Origin of the sequence: Paraburkholderia sp. RL18-085-BIA-A (assembly GCF_046027075.1) — a bacterium.
GTDB lineage: Bacteria > Pseudomonadota > Gammaproteobacteria > Burkholderiales > Burkholderiaceae > Paraburkholderia.
Map to the genome: position 1 here is coordinate 1 of NZ_JARESU010000133.1, position 22,880 is coordinate 22,880.

The following is a 22,880-nucleotide window of genomic DNA, read 5'->3' on the forward strand; positions in this document are numbered from 1 at the left end:
GAAACGCACCATACATCAAGAACCGGTTGCTGATTGTCGCGGCGTTAGCGTTGCCCGCGTTCGTGTTGGCGTGCCGTCAGGAAACGGACGAAAACGTACGCCAGACGTCCGGGAAGCCCTGTCGCATAAGGCTTGGCACTAACGCTGCTTTCCGACGCTTGGCCGAAAAGCGGAGTCCATTCGCAAGCTGTTGATTATATGATTGGGCGGTGCGGCTATCGTACGTTTTCGTCCGTTTCCTGGACGGCACGCCCATCCCAACGCAATCTATTTCCTAAGCTCGGAAACCATCGGCCGGCGTGGGCATGGGCGGGAATCTGGTTATCTGGAGGTCTAAAAAGCTGCTGGCAGGGATTAAGTACATCCGGGGGTTCGCTGGGGTCGTAGGTACGGCTATAGACGGCTTGCCGGTACAGGCTCACCATCCTCGATCATCTCGACCACCGTTTCCGCAACCATTTTCCGGATACCCGCCAACGCATCTTCCGGAGTTTTTTCCAGCCATGAGAGGCCGGGAAATTCATCGCACAGGCCAACGTGCTCGCTATCCTCATCGGACCATATAACGCGGTAGTGGTAATCGGGCATGGTGTGGCCTCTCGGTGGTTGCTCGTGTTGTTCGAGATTATGGCCGGGGGATATGGCGGTGCGGATATCACCGGAAAGTTTTGAGAGGAGGAGCATCGTGAAGAAACCAGACCCGGAAATGGAACAATTCGGGGCGGACTTGCTGGAGTCCGTCCGCCAGATGAAGCGGGGCGAGTTTGCGCGTATTGAGCCAGATGACACATTTACGCTGCATATCTACCGCGCGCCTAACGGCCAGTGGTCCGGCGCAGTGATTGATTCAGCCGGCCAAGTGTGGGGCGACATAGGCGGCTGTGAATCGCCACAAGACGTTGAGCAGAAAGCCCCGCGACATCGGCATCTACCCGGACCGGGTCGAAGTTGACGTGAGCTGACGCCAGCGACTGTTACTGGTCCACGGCGTCAGGCGCACGCGTCACGCCAAAGATACCGCGCTGGCGCAGGATAAAAAGAAGCCCCGGACGGACTGCCGAGGCTTGAATACAACACAGGGACCGCGATTACAGGGACCGATCATATCCGCCAGCGCGCTGCCGGTTGCGTTAGCTAGGCAACCAAGCAAGGTGGGTTGCCAGCGCGCCATCATGGGCGCTCGGTGTCCAGGTAGGGTTTGGTGTTTTGTGGGAGGCGTCAATTTGCCCCCGGGCTTCCTTGGAACGATGCAACGAGAGGGGAGTCATAACAAGCTCCTCTTGTTCTCGCCTGTATGGCAGAACTTCCAGCCGGCATCGCTTGATGTCGGCTTTTTTTTGCCCTGCTGCATGGATGTTGATTAGGGTTTATACTTACTCCGTCTCCTCCAGCTTCCCCAAGAACTGGATTAAGCCCGCCCACTGAGGCGGGCTTTTTTTCGCGTCATGGTGTCAGTCTGGGGTACACCCTATCCTGATGTCAGGGATGACCTGTCAGAAACGTCAGGATAGGGCCGCATTATCGTTGTCTAGCGCTCGATTCGGATAGCCATGGATTTCAATCTGACATCTTTATCGGAAGTCTCATGAATGGTCAGCGCGTCAGCTATGTGCGAGTCAGCACTTTCGAGCAGAACGCTGTGCGCCAACTCGACGGAATCGAGCTTGACCGGACCTTCACCGAGAAGGCATCGGGAAAGGACACGAAGCGGCCGCAGCTCGAGGCACTGCTAACCTTTGTGCGTAGCGGTGACACCGTGGTTGTGCATAGCATGGATCGGCTTGCCCGCAACCTGGACGACCTTCGCCATATCGTCCAGGTACTGACCAGACGCGGAGTGCGTATTGAGTTCGCGAAGGAATGTTTGACGTTCACGGGCGAGGACTCGCCAATGGCGAATTTGATGCTGTCGGTGATGGGGGCCTTCGCTGAATTCGAGCGCGCGCTGATTCGTGAGCGCCAGCGCGAGGGCATCGCCTGGCAAAGCAACGCGGCGCCTATCGGGGTCGTAAGCCGGCGTTGTCCGACGCCCAGGTCGCCGACCTCCGCCGTCGGGTAGATGACGGTGAACGCAAAGCTCAGATCGCTCGCGAGTTCGGAATCAGCCGCGAAACCCTGTACCAGTATTTGCGTTCGACGAGGTGAATCTTGCCCCGCCGAGAACTGCTCACCCCTGATCAGCGATTCCAGCTACTAGCGTTCCCCACGGATGAAAGTGAGTTGATCCGCTTGGCCACGTTGTCAACGGAGGACTTCGCGTTTGTTCGACAGCATCGAGGTGGCCACAATCGCCTCGGCATCGCGGTATTGATGGTCTACCTTCGCTACCCAGGGCGGGTACTGGGACCTGCTGAGAAGCCGCATGCGTCGGTCATCGGCATCGTCGCGGCGCAACTAGGCGTTACGCCGGCGGTGTGGGACGTGTACGCTGCGCGTGACGAAACGCGCCGGGAACACCTGCAAGAGCTCCTTGCCCGGCTGGGTATGATGCAATTCAGTCGGCAGCACTATCGTGTGCTGGTCGATCTGTTATTACCGCTCGCGATGCAGACCACGCAGGGCATCGTGCTTGCACAGGCCGCCGTTGACGAACTCCGGCGTCGGCATGTGCTGTTGCCGCCGGTACCTGCACTCGAGAAGCTATGCGCGGCCGTGGCCACACGTGCACAGCGCGAAGTGCACCGCCTGCTGACGACGCCGCTATCAGATGAGCAGCGCTCGGCTCTCGACCAACTCCTGTTGCCGCTCACCGATCGCCCCGTCAGTAAGTTGGCCTGGTTACGGCAATCGCCGGGCGAGCCCAGTGCGAAAGCCGTACTCGCATATATCGAGCGCTTGCAGGCCATCCGATCGCTCGGTCTGCCGGAAGGAATTGGCCACACGATCCATCAGAATCGTCTGCTGCGTCTGGCGCGTGAAGGCGGCCAGACTGCTGTCTACCAGCTCGAGGAATATGAAACCGATCGGCGTCACGCCACGTTGGTGGCGATTCTGCTCGACACCGCCGCGACGTTGACCGATGAGATCCTGAATCTCCACGATCGGCTCATCGGATCCTTCTTCACCAAGGCCAAACACAAATACGAGAAGCGCTTCGCAGCCGATGGCAAGGCTGTCAACGACAAGGTACGCCTCTATGCAAAGGTCGGCGTTGCACTTATCGCGGCGAAGGAGACCGGCGAGGATCCGTTCCGGGCGATAGAGGCCATCGTGCCGTGGGATGCGTTCACGGCGAGCGTACGGGAAGCGGAGCAACTTGCTCGCGATGCGGAGTTTGATTCGATGGCGTTGCTCGTCGACCATTTCACGCAATTGCGGCGCTATTCTCCGACGTTCCTCGAAACGTTCGATTTCCGCGCGGCTTCGGCGCGTCAGGACTTGATGAACGCGATTGAAGCTTTGCGCGAGATGAACCGAAACGATACCCGAAAAGTGCCGGTAGATGCTCCAACGGCCTTCGTCAAACCGCGTTGGGGGCGGTTCGTGTTTAAGGAAGGCGGCATCGATCGCCGGTTCTACGAACTTGCCGCGATGAGCGAATTGAAGAACGCGCTTCGCTCGGGCGACGTGTCGGTGATCGGTAGCCGGCAGTTCAAGGATTTCGATGAATACCTGATGCCTCGTGCAACGTTCGACGACCAACATCGCGGGAACCGGCTCGGGTTGCTCGTGGAGACGTCGGCGGCTGCCTATCTCGACGAGCGCCTCGCCCGCTTGCGGGAAGCGCTTGACGAAACGGCCCGGCTTGCAGCGGTGGGTGAACTACCCGACGTTGAACTAAACGACAAAGGACTCAAGATCACGCCGCTCGACGACGCAACCCCGGCGGCGGCCGACATACTCACGCAGCAAGTCTACGACCTGATGCCGCGCGTGAAGATCACGGATTTGCTGCTTGAGGTCGATCAGTGGACCGACTTTACGCGGCACTTCACTCATTTGAAAAGCGACTCGGAGCCGCCGGACCGGACCCTGTTGCTTACCGCGCTCCTTGCTGACGCATTTAACCTCGGGTTGGAGAAAATGGCCGATGCCTGTCCTGGCACAAGCGTGGCGAAACTCTCGTGGCTGGTGGCATGGTATATCCGCGACGAGACCTATCAGAAGGGGTTGGCCGAGCTGGTCAACTATCAGCACGGCTTGCCTTTCGCGGCATATTGGGGCGAAGGCACGACCTCGTCATCCGATGGTCAGCGATTCCGCGCTGGCGGGCACGGTCAAGCCTCAAGGATATCGCAACGCAAAGTATGGCAACGAACCCGGCGTCCTGTTTTATACGCACATCTCCGACCAGTGCGCGCCGTTTCACACCAAGGTAATCAATTCGCCGGTGCGTGATGCCACTCACGTGCTCGATGGCTTGCTGTATCACGAGTCTGAGTTGCGTATCGAGGAGCACTATACGGACACCGCTGGTTTTACCGATCACGTGTTTGCGCTTTGCCACTTCCTAGGATTCGAGTTTGCGCCGCGTATTGCCGATCTGGCCGACAAGAATTTGTATGTGCCGGGCAAGGCGGGTGACTGGCCAGTGCTGTCATCGCTAGTCGGTGGTTCGATCAATCGGAAACTGATCGCACGGGAATTCGATGACGTAGTCCGCCTGGCCGCGTCGATCCAACAGGGCACCGTGACGGCTTCACCCATCTTGCGCAAACTCAGCGCGTATCCGCGACAAAACGGCCACGCTATCGGCTTGCGTGAGCTCGGCCGCATCGAGCGCTCACTGTTTACGCTGAAATGGCTCCAAGACCCGGCGTTGCGCCGCCGTGTGTCTGCAGGACTGAACAAGGGCGAAGCCCGCAACTCGCTGGCACGAGCGGTGTTCTTTTATCGGCTGGGCGAGATACGGGACCGTTCGTACGAAAACCAACGCTACCGGGCCAGTGGACTGAACCTCGTGGTAGCTGCAATCACGCTGTGGAACACCGTGTATCTGGAGCGGGCGACTGCCGCCTCACGACAGCAGCGGGAGATCGACGACAGCCTGATCCCGCATATCGCGCCACTGGGCTGGAATCACATCAACTTGACGGGCGACTACGTGTGGCACGCCAACAAACGCGTCTCCAAAGGCCGATTTCGGCCGTTGCGCGCCCCGAAAACGACCAAGGCGAAGCCTTAGCGTACGAAAAAATCCCTTTCTTGAGGGCACCCCCGACTCGCTTAGCCGTCAGGTGACCCATCTGCGTGCGTCGATCACCTGCTGGCGGAAGACGACCTATGCCGTCGTGCCCTTTCGACCCAGGCAGTAGCGCGTCTGCCCGGGCTAGCATCGTTATCGCGGGGGCACTGAACGGCGGCGACTGTCAAATGACCATCAAATAAGAATCAGTAGTCTAACTGTTTGAAATTGATAGGTTTTTTTTGCTTTTTGGCCTGACGACGGGTGCCTTTACTGTTGCGATATCAAGAAGACGAGGCCCAGTGCGGCACATACTTCATGTATTTCCGCCCGGCTTGTTCGTCGTAGGGCCGGATCTTTTCCTGCTCGACGGCCTCCTTGATGTATCGGGATGCTGTCGCACTGTTTTGGGGTTCAATACCGAACCGCTCCCGCAGCGAGGTGTTGGTCATATAGTCACGTTCGACATAGCGCAGGCACGCGTGTAGATAGCAGGCACGTACCCGGTCGCGCTTGTCCATTTGGCTCAGGCTCCGATGTGCAAAGAGGGTCACCCGGGTGTGGTCAGACGCAAGCGCGAAGTCAGGCGCGGGCAGCTGGTACAGTTCGGTTTGCTGCACCACTTTGTCGACGCCGCTGCCGCGCTCCTCGCAGATGCCGAATCGCCTTAGCAACGATGCCAAGCTTTCATTGCGCGAGCGGGGAGGAGTATCGAGAAACCGGTCGATATCGACCAAGGGCAGTCCTGGATTTGTGACTTCCATCCGGTCAGCAAAAATCTCGATCATTGGACCGGCTCCGCCAACGGAGAAATCCTGGTGAATCAGCGCGTTGGCGACGAGTTCCCGGACAGCGAGTTCGGGGTACATTGGAACCGAGCGACGTAACGCCTTGCCAATCACCTCGTTGGCCGGTACCAGACCGTTGATAAAGCCGATCAGTCCTTCGAAACCTGCCGCGTAGCCTTTGGAACCAATCTGCTCGCGAAGGGTCTCGACGCGGCTTTTCTCCCTGTACGCAATGACCCGCACCGCCTTGCGCTTCAGATGCGCGAAATCATCCAGCTTCTTCGCGAAGAGAATTGCGCCCAGATTCAGAATGTCCCAGCCACCCGCCTGACTGCGTGCGACCAGATGTTCCCGGGCAAGACGATCGAGTATTTGGGAGCGGTTTTCCGGCAGGGGAGTTTCTGCCAGATCAAAATAGGCCGGGTAGTCAAGCAGCGCCAGCACCTCAGCCTCTCCAAGATTTTCCGCGGCCACCAGCGACTCGAACGGCCTGTGGTCAAAAATTCGCCACAGTGCGCGCTCCTTCTCCGGAAAATCCTTCAGTTTCTTTTTGTATGATCCGATGCGTATGAATTCGACGTGCTGGAACTGGACCGGGTGACGATACGCGCGACCTACCTCGAGGACGACGATGCGCCGGCCATCGATTTCGGTTTCGAGGAACTGGAACTGCACCTTAGGACTCAGTCGCTGCAGTAACCAGCTCTCGATTTCCTCGTTGCCTATCTTGGTTTGACGTGGTCGATAGTCGGTACCGAGTAGGTCGTGCGTGGCGTCATCCACGCCCCACACGAGGTAGCCATGCACCTTGTCGGCCAGCGCCGCTGAATTTGACAACGCCGAAATGTATTCACCGATGTCCTCGGCCACGGCCTTGTTATGCTTGAACTCCACCCATTCGGTCTCAGCCGGAACGGCGCGAAGTTCACTAATCAAGCCAATGAGTTTTTCAGCGCGATGTGGCTGCATGTCGATCGTATATAAGAGAAGATACCAGGCTGATGAATATACCAGTGTCAATGATTGGCGCCGACCCATCATCGGTCGATCGTGACGCTGCTCGGAAGTCCGGGACATCGATCCGTAAAAAGGTCGGGCGTGCCGGAACTGGGCATGGTCGATCTCGACCTTCTGCGCGAGAGCCTTCCGGCCCCTCTGAAGACGCTGCGTGCAGCTTGTGTTGACGTCTGCTAATTCTGCAAGCCATGTTCACAGCATTTGCTAGCGAGAAAAGGGCAGCGGTCCACGCCGACAGGGCCGGACGGCAGAATAGCCGACCTTTTGCGTCTTTGTTTTGCAGCAAGGGAGGACAACTACTGCGTGCCGGCGCAATTCCGGTGGACCGTCCCATCGGAGCAAATACCCTCTGTGGTCAACTGCACCATCGCGTCGAGCTGGGCGACACGATGTGGGCGACGTCACGAACCGGCGATATTTTTCACGCTATAATCGCCGCCATGAAATTCCTCCGGACATTGTTCCTGTTGCTGCTCTGCGTTGCGCTACCCGTCAGCGGGCTGGCAGCGAGCGGGCTAACGGGCGCGTGTCCGATGCAGATGAGCATGGGCGCAGGTGAAAGCAGCGCAATGTCGTCGGACATGTCCGGCTGCGAAAATATGAAGTCTGCACCGGACGGAAAGACCAAAGGTTTTTCCTGCAAGGCGACGGCGCAATGCCAGATCGGCAGTTTGTATCATCCCGTCTCCGCTACCGAGGTAACCCGCCCGGCGGGGCTGTCCAGTCCAGTCGTATTCCACTACGCGCAGTCGCTCTCCGTCCGTGAACCGGCCGGACTCTGGCGACCTCCTCGCGCCATCTAATCCCTTGCTGACAGGTTCACCGCATTTGCGGTGAGGTCGTCCTGCGTCCAGGACGTGGATTCCCTGTGGGAGTCCGCCGTTGGGGTTAGAACATGCCTTCAACTATTGGCACGCCGTCACGCCGGCGTGCACCACTGCGCGCGCGCGCGCTTTTTATCGCGCTAGCTTTTGCGAGCATCGTCGCTCGCGCACAGGAAGCGTCCGTTACGCTCGATGCTGCACTCCAGGCGGCAACTGACCGTTCCGCTTCGATGCAGGCGGCGCAAGCGTCCGTCGGTGCCAGTTCGGAAGCCGCCGTCAAGGCGGGGCAGTTGCCCAACCCGATGCTCGCGGCTGGCATCGACAATCTGCCAATCAATGGCCCACAGGCGTTCACGATTGGTCAGAACATCCTGACGATGCGCCGCATCGGCATCGAGCAGGAATGGGTATCGCCTGAAAAACGCCGGCTTCGTTCCGCGCTGGCAAACCAGGTTGTCGACAAGGAGCGCGCGGGATTTCTAGCGCAACTTGTCAATGTGCGCCAGCAAACTGCGACGGCATGGCTGAACGCAGCCTATGCAAAAAAGGCTGTGTCACTGCAGCAGGAACTGGTCGGACACATGACGCACGAGCTCGCGGCCACACAAGCCTCCTATCGGGGTGCAAAAGCATCTGCAAGCGACGTCGTGCAAGCCCAACTCATGCTGGCGCAAACGCAAGACCAGCTCCTGAAGGCCCAGCAGACTTTACAAACAGCGCTCATCAGCCTGTCGCGCTGGACGGCCGGTGCGGTCACAGACGTTGCCGGTGAACCGCCGGCGCCGCAATCCGTTGTTGCCTCGCTTCCGCCCGACCAGCTCCGTGAAGTGGAGCCTGCACTCATGACCGCGACGGCTGACATGAAAGTGGCGGACGCCGATACCGCTGTCGCCAACAGCAACCGCAGTACGAACTGGACCTGGAACGTCTCTTATCTGCAGGGGGGCGGCTCTTCGAGGTTTGTGTCGGTGGGCGTCAGTATCCCGTTGCCGATTAACCGGAAGAACGTCGAGGACCGGGACGCAGCTGAGAAAGCACAACTCGGCACCAGGGCGCGACTGATGTACGAGGACGCGCAGCGTCAGGTCGAAGCCGACATCCAGAACCTGTCAGCAACCCTTGCCAACGGCCGCGAGCGTATAGCAAAACTCAACCAAGATTTGCTGCCCGCTGCGGACCAGCGCGTGCAACTCGCTGCCGCGGCGTACAAGACAGGTACCGGCTCGCTGTCGGACACATTCGCTGCCCGACGTGCGCAACTCGACGCCCAGCTTCAGGTGCTCGACCTGCGGCGTGACGTATCCCAGACCTGGGCCCAACTGGAATATCAGGTCGTACCCGCCTCGATGTCCGTGAGTCAGTGAAGGAGAACAGCATGCAAAAGAAACAACTGGCACGCGCGGCCCTTATAACGTTTGCCGCAGCGGCGTTGCTGGGTGTCGGATATGTCGCCGGGACGTATCGTCCGGCGATTACTGGCGCGAGCACTGTTGCGGCAACACCCTCCAGCGACAAAACCGACCCGAAGACTGGCCGCAAGGTGCTGTACTGGCACGACCCGATGGTGCCGAATCAGCATTTCGACAAGCCGGGCAAGTCGCCTTTCATGAACATGCAGCTCGAGCCCGTCTATGCCGATGAAGGCGGTTCGAACGGCATCAGGATTGACGCGGGACTGCAGCAGAATCTGGGCATCCGCTACGCAACGGTACGGCGACAGGACACGGCAGAAAGTTTCGACGCGGTGGGCACGACGCAGTTCGACGAGTCGATGGCGGATGTTGTCCAGTCGCGGGTGACGGGCTACATCGACCGCCTCTACGCGAGCGCCCCGATGCAGCGTGTGGCGAAGGGGGCAGCCATTGCGTCGCTGTTCGTGCCCGACTGGCTTGCGCCGCAGGAGGAGTATCTGGCGCTGAAGCGCGGCGGCATGGATGACGGCATGCTCGCGGCGTCACGCGCGCGTATGCGGGCGATGTCGATTCCGGACGGTGTGATTGCCAGCCTCGACCGGACCGGCAAAGCGCAGACGCACATCACGCTATCGGCGCCAGAAACCGGCGTACTGACCGAACTCAACGTGCGCGATGGCGCGATGGTGTCGCCCGGCCAGACACTGGCCAAGGTATCCGGGCTGAGCAGACTATGGCTCATCATCGAAGTGCCCGAGGCGCTGGCCCTTCAGGTGCGGCCTGGGATGACTGTGGACGCGGTGTTTGCCGGTGATTCGACGCAGCACTTCACGGGACACATCCGCGAAATCCTGCCTGGCATCAGCACGAGCAGCCGCACACTGCAGGCGCGTCTTGAAATCGACAATGCCGGGCTGAAGCTGACGCCTGGGATGCTGATGCGCGCGCGTATCGGTGCAGCGAAACCCGTGTCACGTCTGCTGGTGCCGTCCGAAGCGGTCATCACCACCGGCAAGCGATCCGTCGTGATCGCCAGGAACAGCGACGGGCGGCTGCAACCCGTCGAGGTCACGGTCGGCAACGATGCCGGCGACAACACGGAAGTGACAGGCGGATTGACGGAAGGCCAGCAGGTTGTCGCTTCGGGCCAGTTCCTGATCGACTCCGAAGCCAGCCTGAAATCGGTGCTACCGAAGCTGGAAGGGGCCGCCGCGCCCAGCGGCGCAGCGTCTGCAACGTCTGCAGCGGTGCCAGCCTCCGGCGCTCCCGCGACCGCTGCCCAAACCTATGAAACGACCGGCAAGGTTGAAAAGGTCACGCCTGGTGACATCACGTTCTCGCACCAACCCGTCCCGGCACTGGGCTGGGGTGCAATGACGATGACCTTCGGCAAGCCATCGCCGACGGCTTTTCCGGACGTGAAGGCGGGCGAGACCGTGCATTTCGTCTTCAGGCAGTCGGATGACGGATACATGTTGACGAAGGTCGAGCCAGCCGGAGGTGTCAAATGATTGCCCGCCTGATTCGCTGGTCCATTCACAACCGGTTTCTGGTGTTGCTTGCGACCCTGCTCGTCACCGCCTGGGGCGCGTATTCATTAACGGAGACTCCGCTCGATGCGCTGCCCGACCTGTCGGACACGCAGGTCATCATCAAGGCGTCGTATCCCGGCAAGGCGCCGCAGGTTATCGAGGATCAGGTGACCTATCCGCTCACGACGACGCTGCTCGGCGTGCCGGGCGCGAAAACCATCCGGGCGTACTCGTCGTTCGGTGATGCGTTCGTCTACGTGCTGTTCGACGACAAGACCGACCAGTACTGGGCACGCTCACGCGTGCTCGAATACCTGAACCAGGTGCAGAGCCGCCTGCCGCAGGGTGCGACCGTGTCGCTTGGACCCGACGCGACCGGTGTGGGCTGGGTGTACGAATATGCGCTCGTCGACAGGACCGGGCAACACGACCTCGGGCAACTGCGCGCGCTGAACGACTGGTTCCTGAAGTTCGAACTGAAGTCAGTGCCGGACGTCTCGGAAGTGGCATCCATCGGCGGCATGGTTCGCCAGTATCAGGTCGTCCTGGACCCGGACAAGCTGCGTGCCTACAACCTGACGCAGGCCGCCGTCGCGGACGCGCTCGGCAAGGCGAACCAGGAGTCGGGTGGTTCAGTGGTGGAACTGGCTGAGTCCGAGTACATGGTCAGGTCGTCCGGGTATCTGCATTCACTCGATGACTTCCGCAACATCGTGCTGCGCACCAACGATGCCGGCACGCCGGTGCTGCTCGGGGATGTTGCGCGCATCCAGATCGGACCGGAGATGCGCCGCGGCATTGCTGAGCTGAGCGGTGAAGGTGAAGTCGCGGGTGGGGTGATCGTCATGCGTTCCGGCAAGAACGCGCTGACGACCATCGACGCGGTGAAAGCCAGATTTGCCGACCTGAAGAAATCCCTGCCACCAGGGGTCGAGGTTGTGACCACCTATGACCGCTCACAGCTCATCGAACGCGCGGTCGACAACCTGAAGGACAAGCTCATCGAGGAGTTCATCATCGTCGGGCTCGTCTGCGCGGTGTTCCTGTTTCACCTGCGCAGTGCGTTCGTCGCGATCCTGTCGCTGCCGCTCGGCGTGCTGGCCGCGTTCATCGTGATGCGCTATCAGGGCGTCAACGCGAACCTGATGTCGCTCGGTGGTATCGCGATTGCAATCGGCGCGATGATCGACGCTGCCATCGTGATGATTGAGAACGCTCACAAGCACCTGGAAGCGTACGACCACGACCATCCGGGCGAACAGATCGCGACGGCACAGCGCTGGGAGCTCATCGCGACATCGGCTGCAGAGGTGGGGCCGGCACTGTTCTTCTCGCTGCTCATCATCACGCTGTCGTTCATCCCGGTGTTTTCGCTGGAGGGACAGGAAGGGAAGCTCTTTTCGCCACTGGCGTTCACGAAGACCTACACGATCGCTGCTGCGGCTGGCCTGTCGGTGACGTTGGTGCCGGTGCTGATGGGTTATCTCATTCGCGGCCGGATTCCGCACGAGAACGCCAATCCGATCAATCGCGTGCTGATCAGGCTCTACCGCCCGCTGCTCGAAGCGACGGTGCGCAGACCGTGGGTGGCGATCGGGCTGGCGGTCGTCGCGCTCGCTGTCACGCTGATTCCCGTGTCGCGGCTCGGTGGCGAGTTCATGCCGCCGCTCGACGAGGGCGACCTGCTCTACATGCCCACTGCGCTACCGGGAATCTCGGCAGACAAGGCGGCTGAATTGCTGCAGCAGACTGATCGCCTGATCAAGACGGTACCGGAAGTGGCCACCGTATTCGGCAAGTCGGGCCGTGCGGATACGGCGACCGACCCGGCGCCGTTCGAGATGTTCGAGACCACCATCCAGTTCAAGCCGCGTAGTGAATGGCGCCCCGGCATGACACCGGAGAAGCTGGTCGATGAACTCGATGCGCGGGTGAAGATTCCAGGCCTGTCGAACGTCTGGGTGCCACCGATCCGCAACCGGCTGGACATGCTGTCAACCGGCATCAAGACACCCGTGGGGGTCAAGATTTCCGGCGCGGATCTCGGGCAGATCGACAGGATCGCCACGCAGGTCGAGGCGGCGGTGAAGAACGTTCCAGGCGTCACGTCCGCGCTGGCGGAACGGCTGAACGGCGGGCACTACATCGACGTCGACATCGACCGGCGGGCGGCCGCCCGCTACGGCCTGTCGGTCGCCGACATCCAGTCGGTCGTGTCGTCGGCGGTCGGGGGCGACAATGTCGGCGAGGTCATCGCGGGTCGCGAGCGTTTCCCGATCAATATCCGCTATCCACGCGAGGTCCGGGACTCGGTCGACAATCTGCGCCAGTTGCCGGTGGTCACGGACCGGGGCGCGCAGATCACGCTGGGTGACGTAGCGGCCATCAGGATTACCGATGGCCCGCCGATGATCCGTAGTGAGAACGCGCGGCTGTCGGGTTACGTCTACGTCGACATTCGCGATACGGACCTTCAATCGGCCGTGAAGGCGATGCAGCAGGCTGTATCGCAGCATGTCGTATTGCCGCCCGGCTATTCAATCGCCTGGTCCGGCCAGTTCGAGTACCTCGAGCGGGCGGCGGCCAAGTTGCGCACCGTGATCCCGGTCACGCTCGTGGTCATATTCGTGCTGCTCTTCCTGACGTTCAATTCGGCGGGTGACGCGCTCCTGCTGATGTCGACCGTGCCCTTCGCGCTGGTCGGCGGCTTCTGGCTGATCTGGATTCTCGGTCACGCCGTGTCTGTCGCAACGGCGGTGGGATTCATCGCGCTCTCAGGGGTTGCGGCCGAGTTTGGGGTCGTGATGCTGCTCTACCTGAAGGGGGCGCTCAATAGCCGGCTTGAGCGAGGCGAACCGTTCACGGAGGCGACACTCGTGGACGCCATTCGTGAGGGCGCGGTGCTGCGGGTCAGACCGAAGGCCATGACGGTTGCCGTGGTGCTGGCGGGTCTCATCCCGATCATGCTGGGCCATGGTGCCGGGTCGGAAGTCATGCAGCGCATCGCTGCGCCGATGGTGGGCGGGATGGTGACGGCGCCGCTCCTGTCGATGCTCATCATTCCGGCAGCCTGGCTGCTGCTGCAACGCCGTCGCGTTATCCGTACCAGAAAAGCGTCTCAACCTCATGCAGTACCTGTTGGCACGTCCGTGCCGCAAACCCTCCCTGGAGAAAACCAATGAAGAAGTTGATTATCGTATCCGCTGTGTTCTGTACCGCCAGCGTATTTGCCGGCGCCGCGCTGGCAGCCGACCAGATGGCAGGCATGATGAAGACAGGTGCCATGGACGCAGCTTCATCGACAGACTCCGCACTCACTGACGCGGAGGTCAAGAAGGTCGACCCGTCGACCGGCATGGTGACGCTGAAGCACGGCGCGTTGAAGAACGTTGGCATGCCGCCGATGACGATGGCATTCAAGGCGAAAGACTCTGCGATGGTCAAGGAGGTCAAGGAAGGCGAGAAGGTCAAGGTCCGCGTTGAAAGCGTCAATGGCGCGCTGACCATCGTGAAACTGGAAAAGCAGCAGTGATGGGGCGGTGACGCCATCACTCCAGGCCCGTCGCGTAACGGCGGGTCTGGGGTCGCGTTTTCGCTCACGTCTTGCGTAGGAGCATTGCCATGCGAATGACATCATCCAGTACACGCCGCGGCCCCCGCTGTCTCGCGGAAACGCTGAACCGGGCGTTGCGCATGGTGTTCGCCTTTCTGCTTGTGCTCGCTCCTTTCGCTGCGCATGCAGTGAGCGAGTCCGATCTTCTGTCACCCCGTGATGCCTTCCCACTAAAGGTCAGCCTCAGCGGGCCGCAGCAGGTGACGCTCGATTTCGGTACAAAACCGGGGTACTACCTGTATCGCGACCGCTTCAGCTTCGCGGTGGATGGCGTGCCCGTGAAACCGGCCGGGATGCCGGCGTCAGAATCGAAGAATGATCCAACATTCGGGGTGGTGCAGGTCTATCACCGGCCCGTGCAACTACAGCTTCCTCTTCCTCACGTTATCGCATCGGTCATCGTGCTTTCCGTTACGTCGCAGGGCTGTGCGGACCTGGGCGTGTGTTATCCGCCGCTGACGCGAACCTACCGGATAGCGGCGGACGGAACCGTCACCGCCATCGTGCAGGACGGAACGGCAATAGCAACGACAGGCTCCAGTGAACCCACAATTGCCGGTGAAAATCGGACGTTTACTGTTTTCGGTCTGAATCTGCGGCCGGCGAACGGTCCTGGCGTACCTGAATTACTTGGATTCCTTCTGGCCGGCCTGTTGATGGCGGGCACGATGTGCATGTATCCGCTCATCCCGATCGTGACGCGCATTGTCGTGGGCGGTGAGAGTGCAGGGAAGCCGTGGCGGGGGTTTGTGCTGACCCTGGCCTATGTGCAAGGGCTGGCGCTGACCTACGCGTTCGCGGGCACGGTTGCTGCGCTGCTCGGCATCCAGCTGGTGCTGCTCACGCAGATGCCATGGGTGCTGGCGGCTTTTGGGTTGCTCATGGTGGTCTTCGCGCTGGGCATGTTCGGCGTTTTCCGGCTGCAGCTGCCTGGCAGCTGGCAAACCCTGGTTGCCGGATGGAGCGGCCGGCTACCCGGCGGACGGCTTTTCCCGGCGTTCCTGATGGGCGCACTCTCCGCGCTCATCGTTGGTCCATGTTCGACTCCCGCGCTGGCCGGCGCGCTGCTCTACATCGCCAACAGTCGCGATGTGGTCTCGGGTGCGCTGAACCTGTATGTGATGGCGCTCGGGTTGGGATTGCCGCTCCTGCTTGTCGGCACGTTTGGTGCGCGCGTCCTGCCGAAGGCCGGGCGCTGGATGGTCGCCGTGCAGAACACGCTGGGCGTGATGCTGCTTGTCGCCGCACTGTGGTTTGTCTATTCGCTGCTGCCAGGCTGGTTGCTGATGCTGCTGGTGGCGGCGCTGCTGACTGGTTGCGGAATGATGCTGCGCGCGTTCGATCCGCTGGCACCGGACGCTCCAGGGATTCACCGGGTGGGCAAGGGGCTAGGCGTCCTGCTGGTCGCCGCCGGTATCGCTGAACTGCTGGGCGTCACATCTGGCAATGACGACCTGCTGCAGCCGCTTCGGGGGATGGGTACGGCGCCGCCGGTTATCAGCGAAGCGTCGGTGCATTTTGAACCGGTAAAGTCGGTTGCCGAACTGGACGAGGCTCTCAAGGCAGCACGGGGCCAGCCGGTGATGCTGGATTTCTATGCGGACTGGTGCGTGACGTGCAAGGAACTCGAGCGTTACACGTTTGCCGATCCGCGCGTGATGCGTGAATTTGCTCACTGGAAACTGCTGAAAATTGATGTGACAAAAGGCACCTCTGAGGACGTCCTGATGCTGCGGCGTTACGGACTGTTCGGGCCGCCCGCGCTGATTTTCTACGACCGCGGTGGCGAGCGGCAGGATGAAGCACAACTGGTGGGATTTGTCGGTGCCGACGCGTTCCTCACGCATCTCAAGCGATGGGACCAGTAAGTCATGAAACCGCTTTCTGGATCGCCGCCACCGCGTGGCAATGCGCAGCCCCAGCGCCTATACTGAATCCATGAAATTCTGGACCCGCTTCGTCGCCTGCTTCCTGATCGCGTGGTTGCCGCTGCTTGGCTACACCGCGCAGGCGGGCGCGTGCCCGGAAATGACGTCGTCGGGCATGTCGCGACCGGCAGGCGTTTCCTCGATGACAGGCATGGCGCCCGATGCGCAGAAGGTGTCCACGCATGCCAGCGGTGCCTTGTTGGTCTGTCATGGTGCTGGCGGTCTGTCATGTGGTGCGGCTATCTTGCCGGCTACGCATGCCGCGCTCGACATCCCGTCGTTGCCGGTGTACCGGGCAACGATTCCGTTCCTCTTCGGGCAGTTCATCCCCGAACCGCTTCAGCCTCCCCCGCGAACCCTGTAGTCCGTCATCAATAGTCCCGGTTCCGCCGCCTGCGTGGCAGTGCGAGTGCGCGCACGTGCGCCACAGGCGACGTTGCCCGTGAACCTGCTTGCTCACACCCGTCACACCTGCGTCGGCCGGCGTGACCAGGGCGACGGGCGATGTCACGTCCAGGTATGACGACAGACCGGGCATATCGCCGTCGAAGTGATGTGGCGACATTCAGGGTTCAAGGCACGCCATGTGTCGGGAAGACATTCCATGAAACGCAACGTGAAAGCGACGGTCGCGATGATGCTGGGTCTCGTGGTCCAGGTCGCGCTGGGATATTGGCTGCTGTCTCAGTTCCGTGTTTCCTGGCTGAACCTCATCGTTCTCGCCTGCCTCGTGGTCTGCCCGCTGTCGATGCTGTTCATGATGCGTGGCAAGCGGCCGGACAGGGATCGAGCGGACCACGAGGACTGATGTGAACGTGAGCGGGATCAATCGCATGCGCTGCTGCAGTGCGGCTACGCATGCCGCGCTGTAGCAGGCGTCTTGTGACGACGAGAGAGGCTGTAGTGAAACATCGAGATCACAACCGGAAGACGGCGGGTACGCAGCGGCCGGGCACACCCGCCGCGCCGCGCCGTCCCGATGGCACGAGATGGCGCCTGCTGGCACTGCTTATCCTGGCGTTCGCTGTCTTCCCCGGTGCATTCGCCTTGCTGCCCCTCATCACGAGGCACCGGCTGCTCAACCTTGCCACCGCGAAACCGGACTCACCTGAGGCGCCTCAGTCAAAGTGGCAGGTGGGCATGCTGCGTCCAAACGGCTTGCGCATCATTCCGAGCGGGCGGTCGGATGCTTCTCACGTTCTTGATCCGAACCAGTTTTCCGACAAGGACATCAGGCACGGCTACTGGGTGGCAACGCAGATACCAGCGGTGCTGAATCACCTCTACTGCTGGTGTGGCTGCGAAAACCGCGGCGTGCATCGGTCCAACCTGCAATGCTTCGAGGACAAGATGGCGGTCGACTGCGCGGTGTGCCTGGGGACCGCGGAAATCGCCTGGCAGATGACGCAGAACGGGGTTCGGGATGCGGGGAAAATTCAGGCCGCAGTCGATGCGAAATGGGCACCGAAAGGCTGACCTCAAAGCTTACGCAGGTAGCGTGAATAACGCTCAGTCATCCGCTACTCAGGAGGAAATCATGGAATTCAGGTGCGTTGTCGCTATCGTCAGGTCTGACATGCTGGAGAGGCTCGAAAGGCGGCTCGGCGCGATTCACGTCCACGGTGTCACAGTCAGCAAGGTCAAAGGATTCGGCGCACACCCGAACCTGTTTTCCAATGACTGGACGACCGAGCACATCAAGATTGAGATCTTTACCCAGGAGGCGAATGTCGACGCCCTTGTCAGGGAGATCACGGCCATCGCGCACGCGGGCGTGGGCGGGGACGGAGTCGTCGCAGTGTTCCCGGTCGAAAGGTTCTTCCGTATCAGCACCTCGTCCGAAGCGATACCTTGAGCCGCAGCCCGGACCCGCCGTCAATGACGAACCGGGTAGAACGTTCAATCAATGAGTCTGAAAGCCAGCGGGCACGGAGAACGATATGTTAGGACTGCAGGATGCAACGCGGCGCGCCTTTCTGCGCACGTCCACTCTGTCCTGTCTTGTGGCAGCCAGTGCGTCCGGGCTACTGACGCTGCGCCCCGCGCGAGCGCAGCCGGGGGTCGGGAATCCGCAGTTCATTCCCGACCTTGAGGTTCAGTTGCGCGCGAGGGAAGACCACGTGCAGATCCTGCATGGAGAACCCACCCGCGTCTGGCGTTACGACGGCAAGGTCCTGAAGGGCGATCCTGGCAGTCTCGGTTTCCTGTCGAACGGCTACCTGCCCGTGTTGCGCGTGCAACGCGGGCAGAAAGTGAAGATCGACCTCGTCAACGAATTGCCCGAACCGACCATCATCCACTGGCACGGCCTGTACGTGCCGGCAGCCATGGATGGGCATCCGCGCAATGCTATTGCGACCGGCCAGCATTACGTCTACGAGTTTGAGGTGCTCAACCGGGCGGGGACGTACTGGTTCCATGCGCACCCGGACGGGCGTGCCGGCGCGCAGATCTACTTCGGCCAGGCCGGGCTCCTGATCGTCGCAGATGACGAGGAGGCCGCGCTCGGCTTGCCGGGTGGTGCGTACGATGTACCGCTGGTGATTCAGGACCGCGTGCTGGACGGCCAGAACCAGTTTGCGTACCTGTCCGACAGCGACGGCGGAATGATGGGGCGCGGCATGATGGGCGGTGGCGGCATGATGGGGCAGGGGATGATGGGAGGCGGCGGGATGATGGGTCGAGGCATGATGGGTGGCGATGGCATGGGGCAGATGATGGCGCGGATGATGGGTTTTCTGGGTGACCGGATTCTGGTCAACGGGAAGCCCGATTTCGTGTTGCCGGTAGCGACCCGTGCGTATCGCCTGCGGCTGCTGAATGCCTCGAACACGCGCATCTACAAGCTTGGATGGATCGACCGCTCGCCTCTCGCGATTATCGGTACCGACGGCGGACTGCTGGAGAGGCCGGTGATGCGTCCATACGTCACGCTTTCACCCGCGGAACGCGCGGACATCTGGGTGGATTTCAGTCAGCGATCGATTGGAACTGAACTCACGCTGCAAAGCCTGGCGTTCGATGGCGAGATGGTAATGGGCGGCATGATGGGCAACGTATCACTACCGAACGGTGCGTCATTCCCCGTCCTGAAGGTCCGGGTCGAACAGCGCGTGAATACAAAGGCCGAACTTCCAAAGCGGCTCGCGTCGTTACCGGTGGCTTTGCCTGGGGACGCGATCAATGCGCGAGCTCCGAAGGTGTTCAACATCACGATGGGAATGATGGTCTGGGGGATCAACGGGCGCAGCTTCGACATGGACAACGTGACGAAGACGGAAACCGTGAGGCGCAACAGCGCGGAACTCTGGGAATTCCGTAACGAGAAGTCGATGATGCTCATGGCTCATTCGATGCATGTCCACGGCCTGCAGTTCCGCGTGCTCGGCCGTACCGTACTGCCTGACTTTGTTTCCGCGCACCGCACTGTGGCGGCGGGACTGGTCGACGACGGGTGGAAAGACACCGTGCTGCTGATGCCTGGCGAGCGCATCCGGTTGCTGCTCCGGTTCGAGCACTATGCAGGCATGTTTCTCTACCATTGCCACATGCTGGAGCACGAGGATTCCGGCTTGATGCGCAACTATCTGATCGCAACGTAATGAGGTGGCACCCGCTATCTGCGACTGCGCTACCCGGTCGCGAAGCGCAAACAGTGGAAGGTAATCCGGAGTGAAGCCATGAAATCATCCCGCCGTAGTTTCATGATCAGTGTTGTGGGCGTTGCGTCGTCGCTCGTGCTGTCGCACGAGGCATGGGCCGACGCCGCGCCAGTCCTCGAGTCCGATGCGAACGCACAGGCGCTCGGGTACAGAACCGATGCAGGGAAGGTCGACCGTGCGAAGTACCCGAAGTTTCAGGCAGGGCAGGCGTGTGCGAACTGCCAGTTCTTCCAGGGCAAGGCCGGTGATGCAACGGCGCCCTGTACTATTTTTACGGGCAAGCTGGTAAACGCGAAAGGCTGGTGCAGCGCGTACGTAAAGAAGGCGTGATGCGATTACGATAGCAGTGCGGTCTGTGGGCGCCGGAGGCCCTGATTGGCGGTCCAGATGCAGGCTCGATTTCAGGTCCTGGTCGCTGCAACGCTGGCCGCGTAAACGGCAACATCGGTCATCCGGTGCCAGATGCATTGCGCCGGGATGGTCTGTGCGGTTTGCCGGGATCTGGAGCCCGAAACGCTGACCGGCAGGTTGTTGGTTGGGAGTTTTATCATGGCAGGCGTTCGCAGGTTCAGGTTTTCAGTTAGCGGGATCCTCGTGGCTCTCGCGATCGCCGTCCTTGCCGCGGCGGCGTACATGACTCTGGGCAGGACAGAAGCCGTTCCCGACGCGACGTTCACGTTGTTGTCGGGGCAAAAACTGAGTACTGCTGATCTGCGCGGCAAGGTGTATCTGGTCCATTTCTGGGCCACGAGTTGCGCAACCTGTATCAAGGAAATGCCGCAGATGATTCAGACCTACGACCGGTTCAGGGGCGAACACTTTGACTTCGTCGCAGTGGCGATGAGCTATGACCCGCCGCTTTACGTCAGGAACTACGCAGAGACCCATCATCTGCCGTTCAGGATAGTGATGGACGCGAACGGCAGCCTTGCACAGCAGTTTCATAACGTGCAACTCACGCCGACAACGTACCTGGTCGACGGGAAAGGCAGAGTCCTCAAGCGCATTCTTGGCGAGGCCGATTTTCCCGAACTGAACCGGATGATTGGCGAAGCGCTCTCGGAGTCGACGTAAGGAGAGCGCGGTAAAGACGCGAGGTCGGGCCACCTGCTGGGACCTGGTTCAAGATTGGACGGATCTGTGTATAAGAGCCGACGGAAGGAGCGAGATCATGATACGGCCACACGCTACGATCGCCGCTGCGCTGTTTGCACTGGCGCCAGCGGTTCTGGCAGACGCAGCCGCGACTCGGCACGCCATTGCGCGGCTACGCGCACATCACGGTCAACGCTTGAGAAGGACGAGCGGCTTGGGGAAGTGTTCGCGACAAAGCTCCGCGAGGTTTCGCCCGGTAACTATCCCGAGTTTTGCGGAGAGCGCCTGAAACAGCATGGCTATCAGGTTTGCCAGCAGCACAACCCAGAGGAGCGTATAGCCGTACTTCGCGCCCGCCTGAATGTTCGTCGCGAAGTTGCCCGGGTCCATGTAGGCGATTGAGACGACCACCGCCGGGCCGAAAAATGGCAGGAACACCCGTGCGCCCCGGCCTTCGAGCTGCTCCCGTATCGCCGACGTTGTTCGCGTCGTCAGCGATTGACGTTTGCCTTTGCGACGAGCACGGTCGTCCATCTCCACTCCAGGCACTCATCGGCTGCAGGTGCTGCAGGTCGGCAGCCTCGGCACATCACGACATTACTTACCGGCGTGTTTAGCCTGCCACTTCTTCATGTACGCAATTTCATCATTCTGGGCTTTGATGATGTTTTTGGCCAGCCGCTTCATGTCAGGATCCTTGCCGTATTTCAGCTCGACTTCCGCCATGCTGACCGCACCCTTATGGTGGGGGATCATATGGGCCACGAAGTCCTTGTCGGTGTCGCCACTGTATAGGGGGGCGCTCATCTGCTTCATCATCTTTTCATCCGCTTCCCTGAACGCTGGAGTTGACGGACTTGAGCCAGTATCCGCCGAACTGGACATATTCATTCCGGGCATGGATGCACCCTGCTGGGCGTTTGCGGGGAGTGCCGTAATGGCCAATGCAAGGCCCGCGCAAAGGGAAGCGGCGCGGAGGGCGAGAAGGCTTTTCATAGTAAATTGAATATTCCACGCCAAAGTGAACAGGGATTCCACGGCAAAAAGAATACGAATTCCACGGCAAAGTGAACGCCGATTCCACGGCAAAAAGAACAGGGTTTCCACGCCATCGCGAACAGGAATTTGAGGTGGCGGCGACGCGGGTCAACGGTGGCACGATCGACAGTTTTGTCGGGAGTGCCGAATGGCAAATGTCAGGTTGACCATGCGCAAAATCAGGGAAGTGCTGCGGTTGCATTTCGAGTGTGACCGCAATCAGAGGGAAATCGCCGACGCGGTCGGTACCTCGACAACGACGGTGTGGCATTACCTGCGCCGCACGCGGCTGGCAGGGCTGAGCTGGCCGCTGCCACCGGAACTGCTGACGGACGACGCGGCGCTCGAGGCGAGGCTGTATCCGCCGCCGGCGCGGCGCGAGCCAACACGCGGCATGCCGGACTGGCCGACTGTGCATCGCGAGATCGGCAGGAAAGGTGTCACGCTCGATCTGCTGTGGCAGGAATACAAGGCGCAGCATCCGGACGGCTGCGGCTACAGTTGGTTTTGCAAGGCTTACCAGGAATGGGCGCAGCGGCTTCCGGTCACGATGCGGCAAACGCACGTGCCGGGCCAGAAGCTGTTCGTCGACTACTCGGGCAAGAAGCTCGGCATCATCAATCCGGACACCGGTGAAGTCCGCGAGGCTGAACTGTTCGTCGCCGCGCTCGGCGTGTCCGGTTTTACCTTCGCGGAGCTCACCTGGACCCAGCAGTTGCCCGACTGGATCGGCTCGCACGTGCGCGCCTTCGCGTTCTATGACGGCCTGGTCGAGATTCTGGTGCCCGACAATCTGAAATCGGGCGTCCACAAACCGGGGTTCTACGATCCGGACATCAATCCAAC

Annotated in this window: 19 protein-coding genes and 2 pseudogenes; 17 read left to right on the forward strand and 4 right to left on the reverse strand. The window is 60.7% G+C overall.

Annotated elements, in window-relative coordinates:
- Positions 1–393: 393 nt before the first annotated feature.
- Entirely contained in the window at positions 394–684 is a 291-nt protein-coding gene (locus P0D89_RS42505) for a hypothetical protein (RefSeq protein WP_408378514.1), read from the reverse strand.
- A gap of 901 nt (positions 685–1,585) precedes the next feature.
- Between P0D89_RS42505 and P0D89_RS42510 the strand changes: the two genes are divergently transcribed.
- From P0D89_RS42510 to P0D89_RS42515, 3 genes and pseudogenes are all read left to right on the forward strand, one after another.
- Positions 1,586–2,059, forward strand: coding sequence for a recombinase family protein (locus P0D89_RS42510; protein WP_459252677.1), 474 nt, complete (start codon positions 1,586–1,588; stop codon positions 2,057–2,059).
- Positions 2,020–2,145, forward strand: coding sequence for a helix-turn-helix domain-containing protein (locus tag P0D89_RS54715; protein ID WP_459252678.1), 126 nt, complete (start codon positions 2,020–2,022; stop codon positions 2,143–2,145). The genes P0D89_RS42510 and P0D89_RS54715 overlap by 40 nt, the downstream gene beginning before the upstream one ends.
- A gap of 3 nt (positions 2,146–2,148) precedes the next feature.
- A pseudogene (locus P0D89_RS42515) lies at positions 2,149–5,125 on the forward strand (Tn3 family transposase).
- A gap of 284 nt (positions 5,126–5,409) precedes the next feature.
- Here P0D89_RS42515 and P0D89_RS42520 read toward each other — a convergent pair.
- The gene (locus tag P0D89_RS42520) at positions 5,410–6,933 is read right to left on the reverse strand and encodes an ATP-binding protein (RefSeq protein WP_408367772.1); all 1,524 of its coding nucleotides are present in this window, start codon (positions 6,931–6,933) and stop codon (positions 5,410–5,412) included.
- A 437-nt stretch (positions 6,934–7,370) separates the two neighbouring features.
- Between P0D89_RS42520 and P0D89_RS42525 the strand changes: the two genes are divergently transcribed.
- The 13 genes from P0D89_RS42525 to P0D89_RS42585 all read left to right on the forward strand — a co-directional run bounded on the left by P0D89_RS42525 (position 7,371) and on the right by P0D89_RS42585 (position 20,975).
- Positions 7,371–7,733: a hypothetical protein gene (locus P0D89_RS42525; RefSeq protein WP_408367799.1), complete on the forward strand. Its 363-nt coding sequence runs from the start codon at positions 7,371–7,373 to the stop codon at positions 7,731–7,733.
- Between the two features lie 92 nt (positions 7,734–7,825).
- Positions 7,826–9,118, forward strand: coding sequence for a TolC family protein (locus P0D89_RS42530; protein WP_408367774.1), 1,293 nt, complete (start codon positions 7,826–7,828; stop codon positions 9,116–9,118).
- An 11-nt stretch (positions 9,119–9,129) separates the two neighbouring features.
- A complete protein-coding gene (locus P0D89_RS42535; protein WP_408367776.1) occupies positions 9,130–10,677 on the forward strand; it encodes an efflux RND transporter periplasmic adaptor subunit in 1,548 nt (515 codons plus the stop codon).
- A complete protein-coding gene (locus P0D89_RS42540; RefSeq protein ID WP_408367778.1) occupies positions 10,674–13,880 on the forward strand; it encodes an efflux RND transporter permease subunit in 3,207 nt (1,068 codons plus the stop codon). Before P0D89_RS42535 ends, P0D89_RS42540 begins: the two co-directional genes overlap by 4 nt.
- The gene (locus P0D89_RS42545) at positions 13,877–14,230 is read left to right on the forward strand and encodes a copper-binding protein (protein WP_408367780.1); all 354 of its coding nucleotides are present in this window, start codon (positions 13,877–13,879) and stop codon (positions 14,228–14,230) included. Before P0D89_RS42540 ends, P0D89_RS42545 begins: the two co-directional genes overlap by 4 nt.
- Positions 14,231–14,319: 89 nt before the next feature.
- A complete protein-coding gene (gene dsbD / locus P0D89_RS42550) occupies positions 14,320–16,179 on the forward strand; it encodes a protein-disulfide reductase DsbD (protein ID WP_408367782.1) in 1,860 nt (619 codons plus the stop codon).
- Positions 16,180–16,249: 70 nt separating this feature from the next.
- Positions 16,250–16,603 (forward strand): hypothetical protein, encoded by a 354-nt coding sequence (locus P0D89_RS42555; RefSeq protein ID WP_408378516.1) that lies wholly within the window; start codon positions 16,250–16,252, stop codon positions 16,601–16,603.
- A gap of 240 nt (positions 16,604–16,843) precedes the next feature.
- Positions 16,844–17,047, forward strand: a complete 204-nt coding sequence (locus P0D89_RS42560; protein WP_408367786.1) for a DUF2933 domain-containing protein — start codon at positions 16,844–16,846, stop codon at positions 17,045–17,047.
- A 95-nt stretch (positions 17,048–17,142) separates the two neighbouring features.
- Positions 17,143–17,715: a PCYCGC motif-containing (lipo)protein gene (locus P0D89_RS42565; RefSeq protein WP_408367788.1), complete on the forward strand. Its 573-nt coding sequence runs from the start codon at positions 17,143–17,145 to the stop codon at positions 17,713–17,715.
- Positions 17,716–17,776: 61 nt separating this feature from the next.
- On the forward strand, positions 17,777–18,094 hold the full coding sequence (locus P0D89_RS42570; protein ID WP_408346780.1) for a P-II family nitrogen regulator: 318 nt from the start codon (positions 17,777–17,779) through the stop codon (positions 18,092–18,094).
- A gap of 85 nt (positions 18,095–18,179) precedes the next feature.
- Positions 18,180–19,841: a multicopper oxidase family protein gene (locus P0D89_RS42575; protein WP_408367791.1), complete on the forward strand. Its 1,662-nt coding sequence runs from the start codon at positions 18,180–18,182 to the stop codon at positions 19,839–19,841.
- 78 nt (positions 19,842–19,919) lie between these two features.
- Positions 19,920–20,231, forward strand: coding sequence for a high-potential iron-sulfur protein (locus tag P0D89_RS42580; RefSeq protein WP_408367793.1), 312 nt, complete (start codon positions 19,920–19,922; stop codon positions 20,229–20,231).
- Positions 20,232–20,450: 219 nt separating this feature from the next.
- Positions 20,451–20,975, forward strand: coding sequence for a TlpA disulfide reductase family protein (locus P0D89_RS42585; protein WP_408367795.1), 525 nt, complete (start codon positions 20,451–20,453; stop codon positions 20,973–20,975).
- Positions 20,976–21,200: 225 nt separating this feature from the next.
- Here the strand turns inward: P0D89_RS42585 and P0D89_RS42590 are convergent.
- Together P0D89_RS42590 and copM are read right to left on the reverse strand one after the other, a co-directional pair.
- Positions 21,201–21,530 (reverse strand): annotated as a pseudogene (locus P0D89_RS42590) (Nramp family divalent metal transporter); the annotation flags it as partial.
- 63 nt (positions 21,531–21,593) lie between these two features.
- On the reverse strand, positions 21,594–21,992 hold the full coding sequence (copM, locus tag P0D89_RS42595; RefSeq protein WP_408367801.1) for a CopM family metallochaperone: 399 nt from the start codon (positions 21,990–21,992) through the stop codon (positions 21,594–21,596).
- A gap of 190 nt (positions 21,993–22,182) precedes the next feature.
- On the opposite strand from copM, the gene istA reads away from it, so the two are divergent.
- The coding region (istA, locus tag P0D89_RS42600) for an IS21 family transposase (protein WP_408378518.1) at positions 22,183–22,880 on the forward strand (698 nt) is incomplete at its 3' end.

What these genes read in the sequence shown, in the direction of transcription:
- P0D89_RS42545 (WP_408367780.1), top strand. Translation starts at nt 13,877, where the DNA reads ATGAAGAAGTTGATTATCGTATCCGCTGTGTTCTGTACCGCCAGCGTA.
- P0D89_RS42580 (WP_408367793.1), top strand. Translation starts at nt 19,920, where the DNA reads ATGAAATCATCCCGCCGTAGTTTCATGATCAGTGTTGTGGGCGTTGCG.
- P0D89_RS42510 (WP_459252677.1), top strand. Translation starts at nt 1,586, where the DNA reads ATGAATGGTCAGCGCGTCAGCTATGTGCGAGTCAGCACTTTCGAGCAG.
- P0D89_RS42555 (WP_408378516.1), top strand. Translation starts at nt 16,250, where the DNA reads ATGAAATTCTGGACCCGCTTCGTCGCCTGCTTCCTGATCGCGTGGTTG.
- P0D89_RS42525 (WP_408367799.1), top strand. Translation starts at nt 7,371, where the DNA reads ATGAAATTCCTCCGGACATTGTTCCTGTTGCTGCTCTGCGTTGCGCTA.
- dsbD (WP_408367782.1), top strand. Translation starts at nt 14,320, where the DNA reads ATGCGAATGACATCATCCAGTACACGCCGCGGCCCCCGCTGTCTCGCG.
- P0D89_RS42530 (WP_408367774.1), top strand. Translation starts at nt 7,826, where the DNA reads ATGCCTTCAACTATTGGCACGCCGTCACGCCGGCGTGCACCACTGCGC.
- P0D89_RS42560 (WP_408367786.1), top strand. Translation starts at nt 16,844, where the DNA reads ATGAAACGCAACGTGAAAGCGACGGTCGCGATGATGCTGGGTCTCGTG.
- P0D89_RS42585 (WP_408367795.1), top strand. Translation starts at nt 20,451, where the DNA reads ATGGCAGGCGTTCGCAGGTTCAGGTTTTCAGTTAGCGGGATCCTCGTG.
- P0D89_RS42575 (WP_408367791.1), top strand. Translation starts at nt 18,180, where the DNA reads ATGTTAGGACTGCAGGATGCAACGCGGCGCGCCTTTCTGCGCACGTCC.
- P0D89_RS42540 (WP_408367778.1), top strand. Translation starts at nt 10,674, where the DNA reads ATGATTGCCCGCCTGATTCGCTGGTCCATTCACAACCGGTTTCTGGTG.
- copM (WP_408367801.1), bottom strand. Translation starts at nt 21,992, where the DNA reads ATGAAAAGCCTTCTCGCCCTCCGCGCCGCTTCCCTTTGCGCGGGCCTT.
- P0D89_RS42535 (WP_408367776.1), top strand. Translation starts at nt 9,130, where the DNA reads ATGCAAAAGAAACAACTGGCACGCGCGGCCCTTATAACGTTTGCCGCA.
- P0D89_RS42505 (WP_408378514.1), bottom strand. Translation starts at nt 684, where the DNA reads ATGCTCCTCCTCTCAAAACTTTCCGGTGATATCCGCACCGCCATATCC.
- P0D89_RS42570 (WP_408346780.1), top strand. Translation starts at nt 17,777, where the DNA reads ATGGAATTCAGGTGCGTTGTCGCTATCGTCAGGTCTGACATGCTGGAG.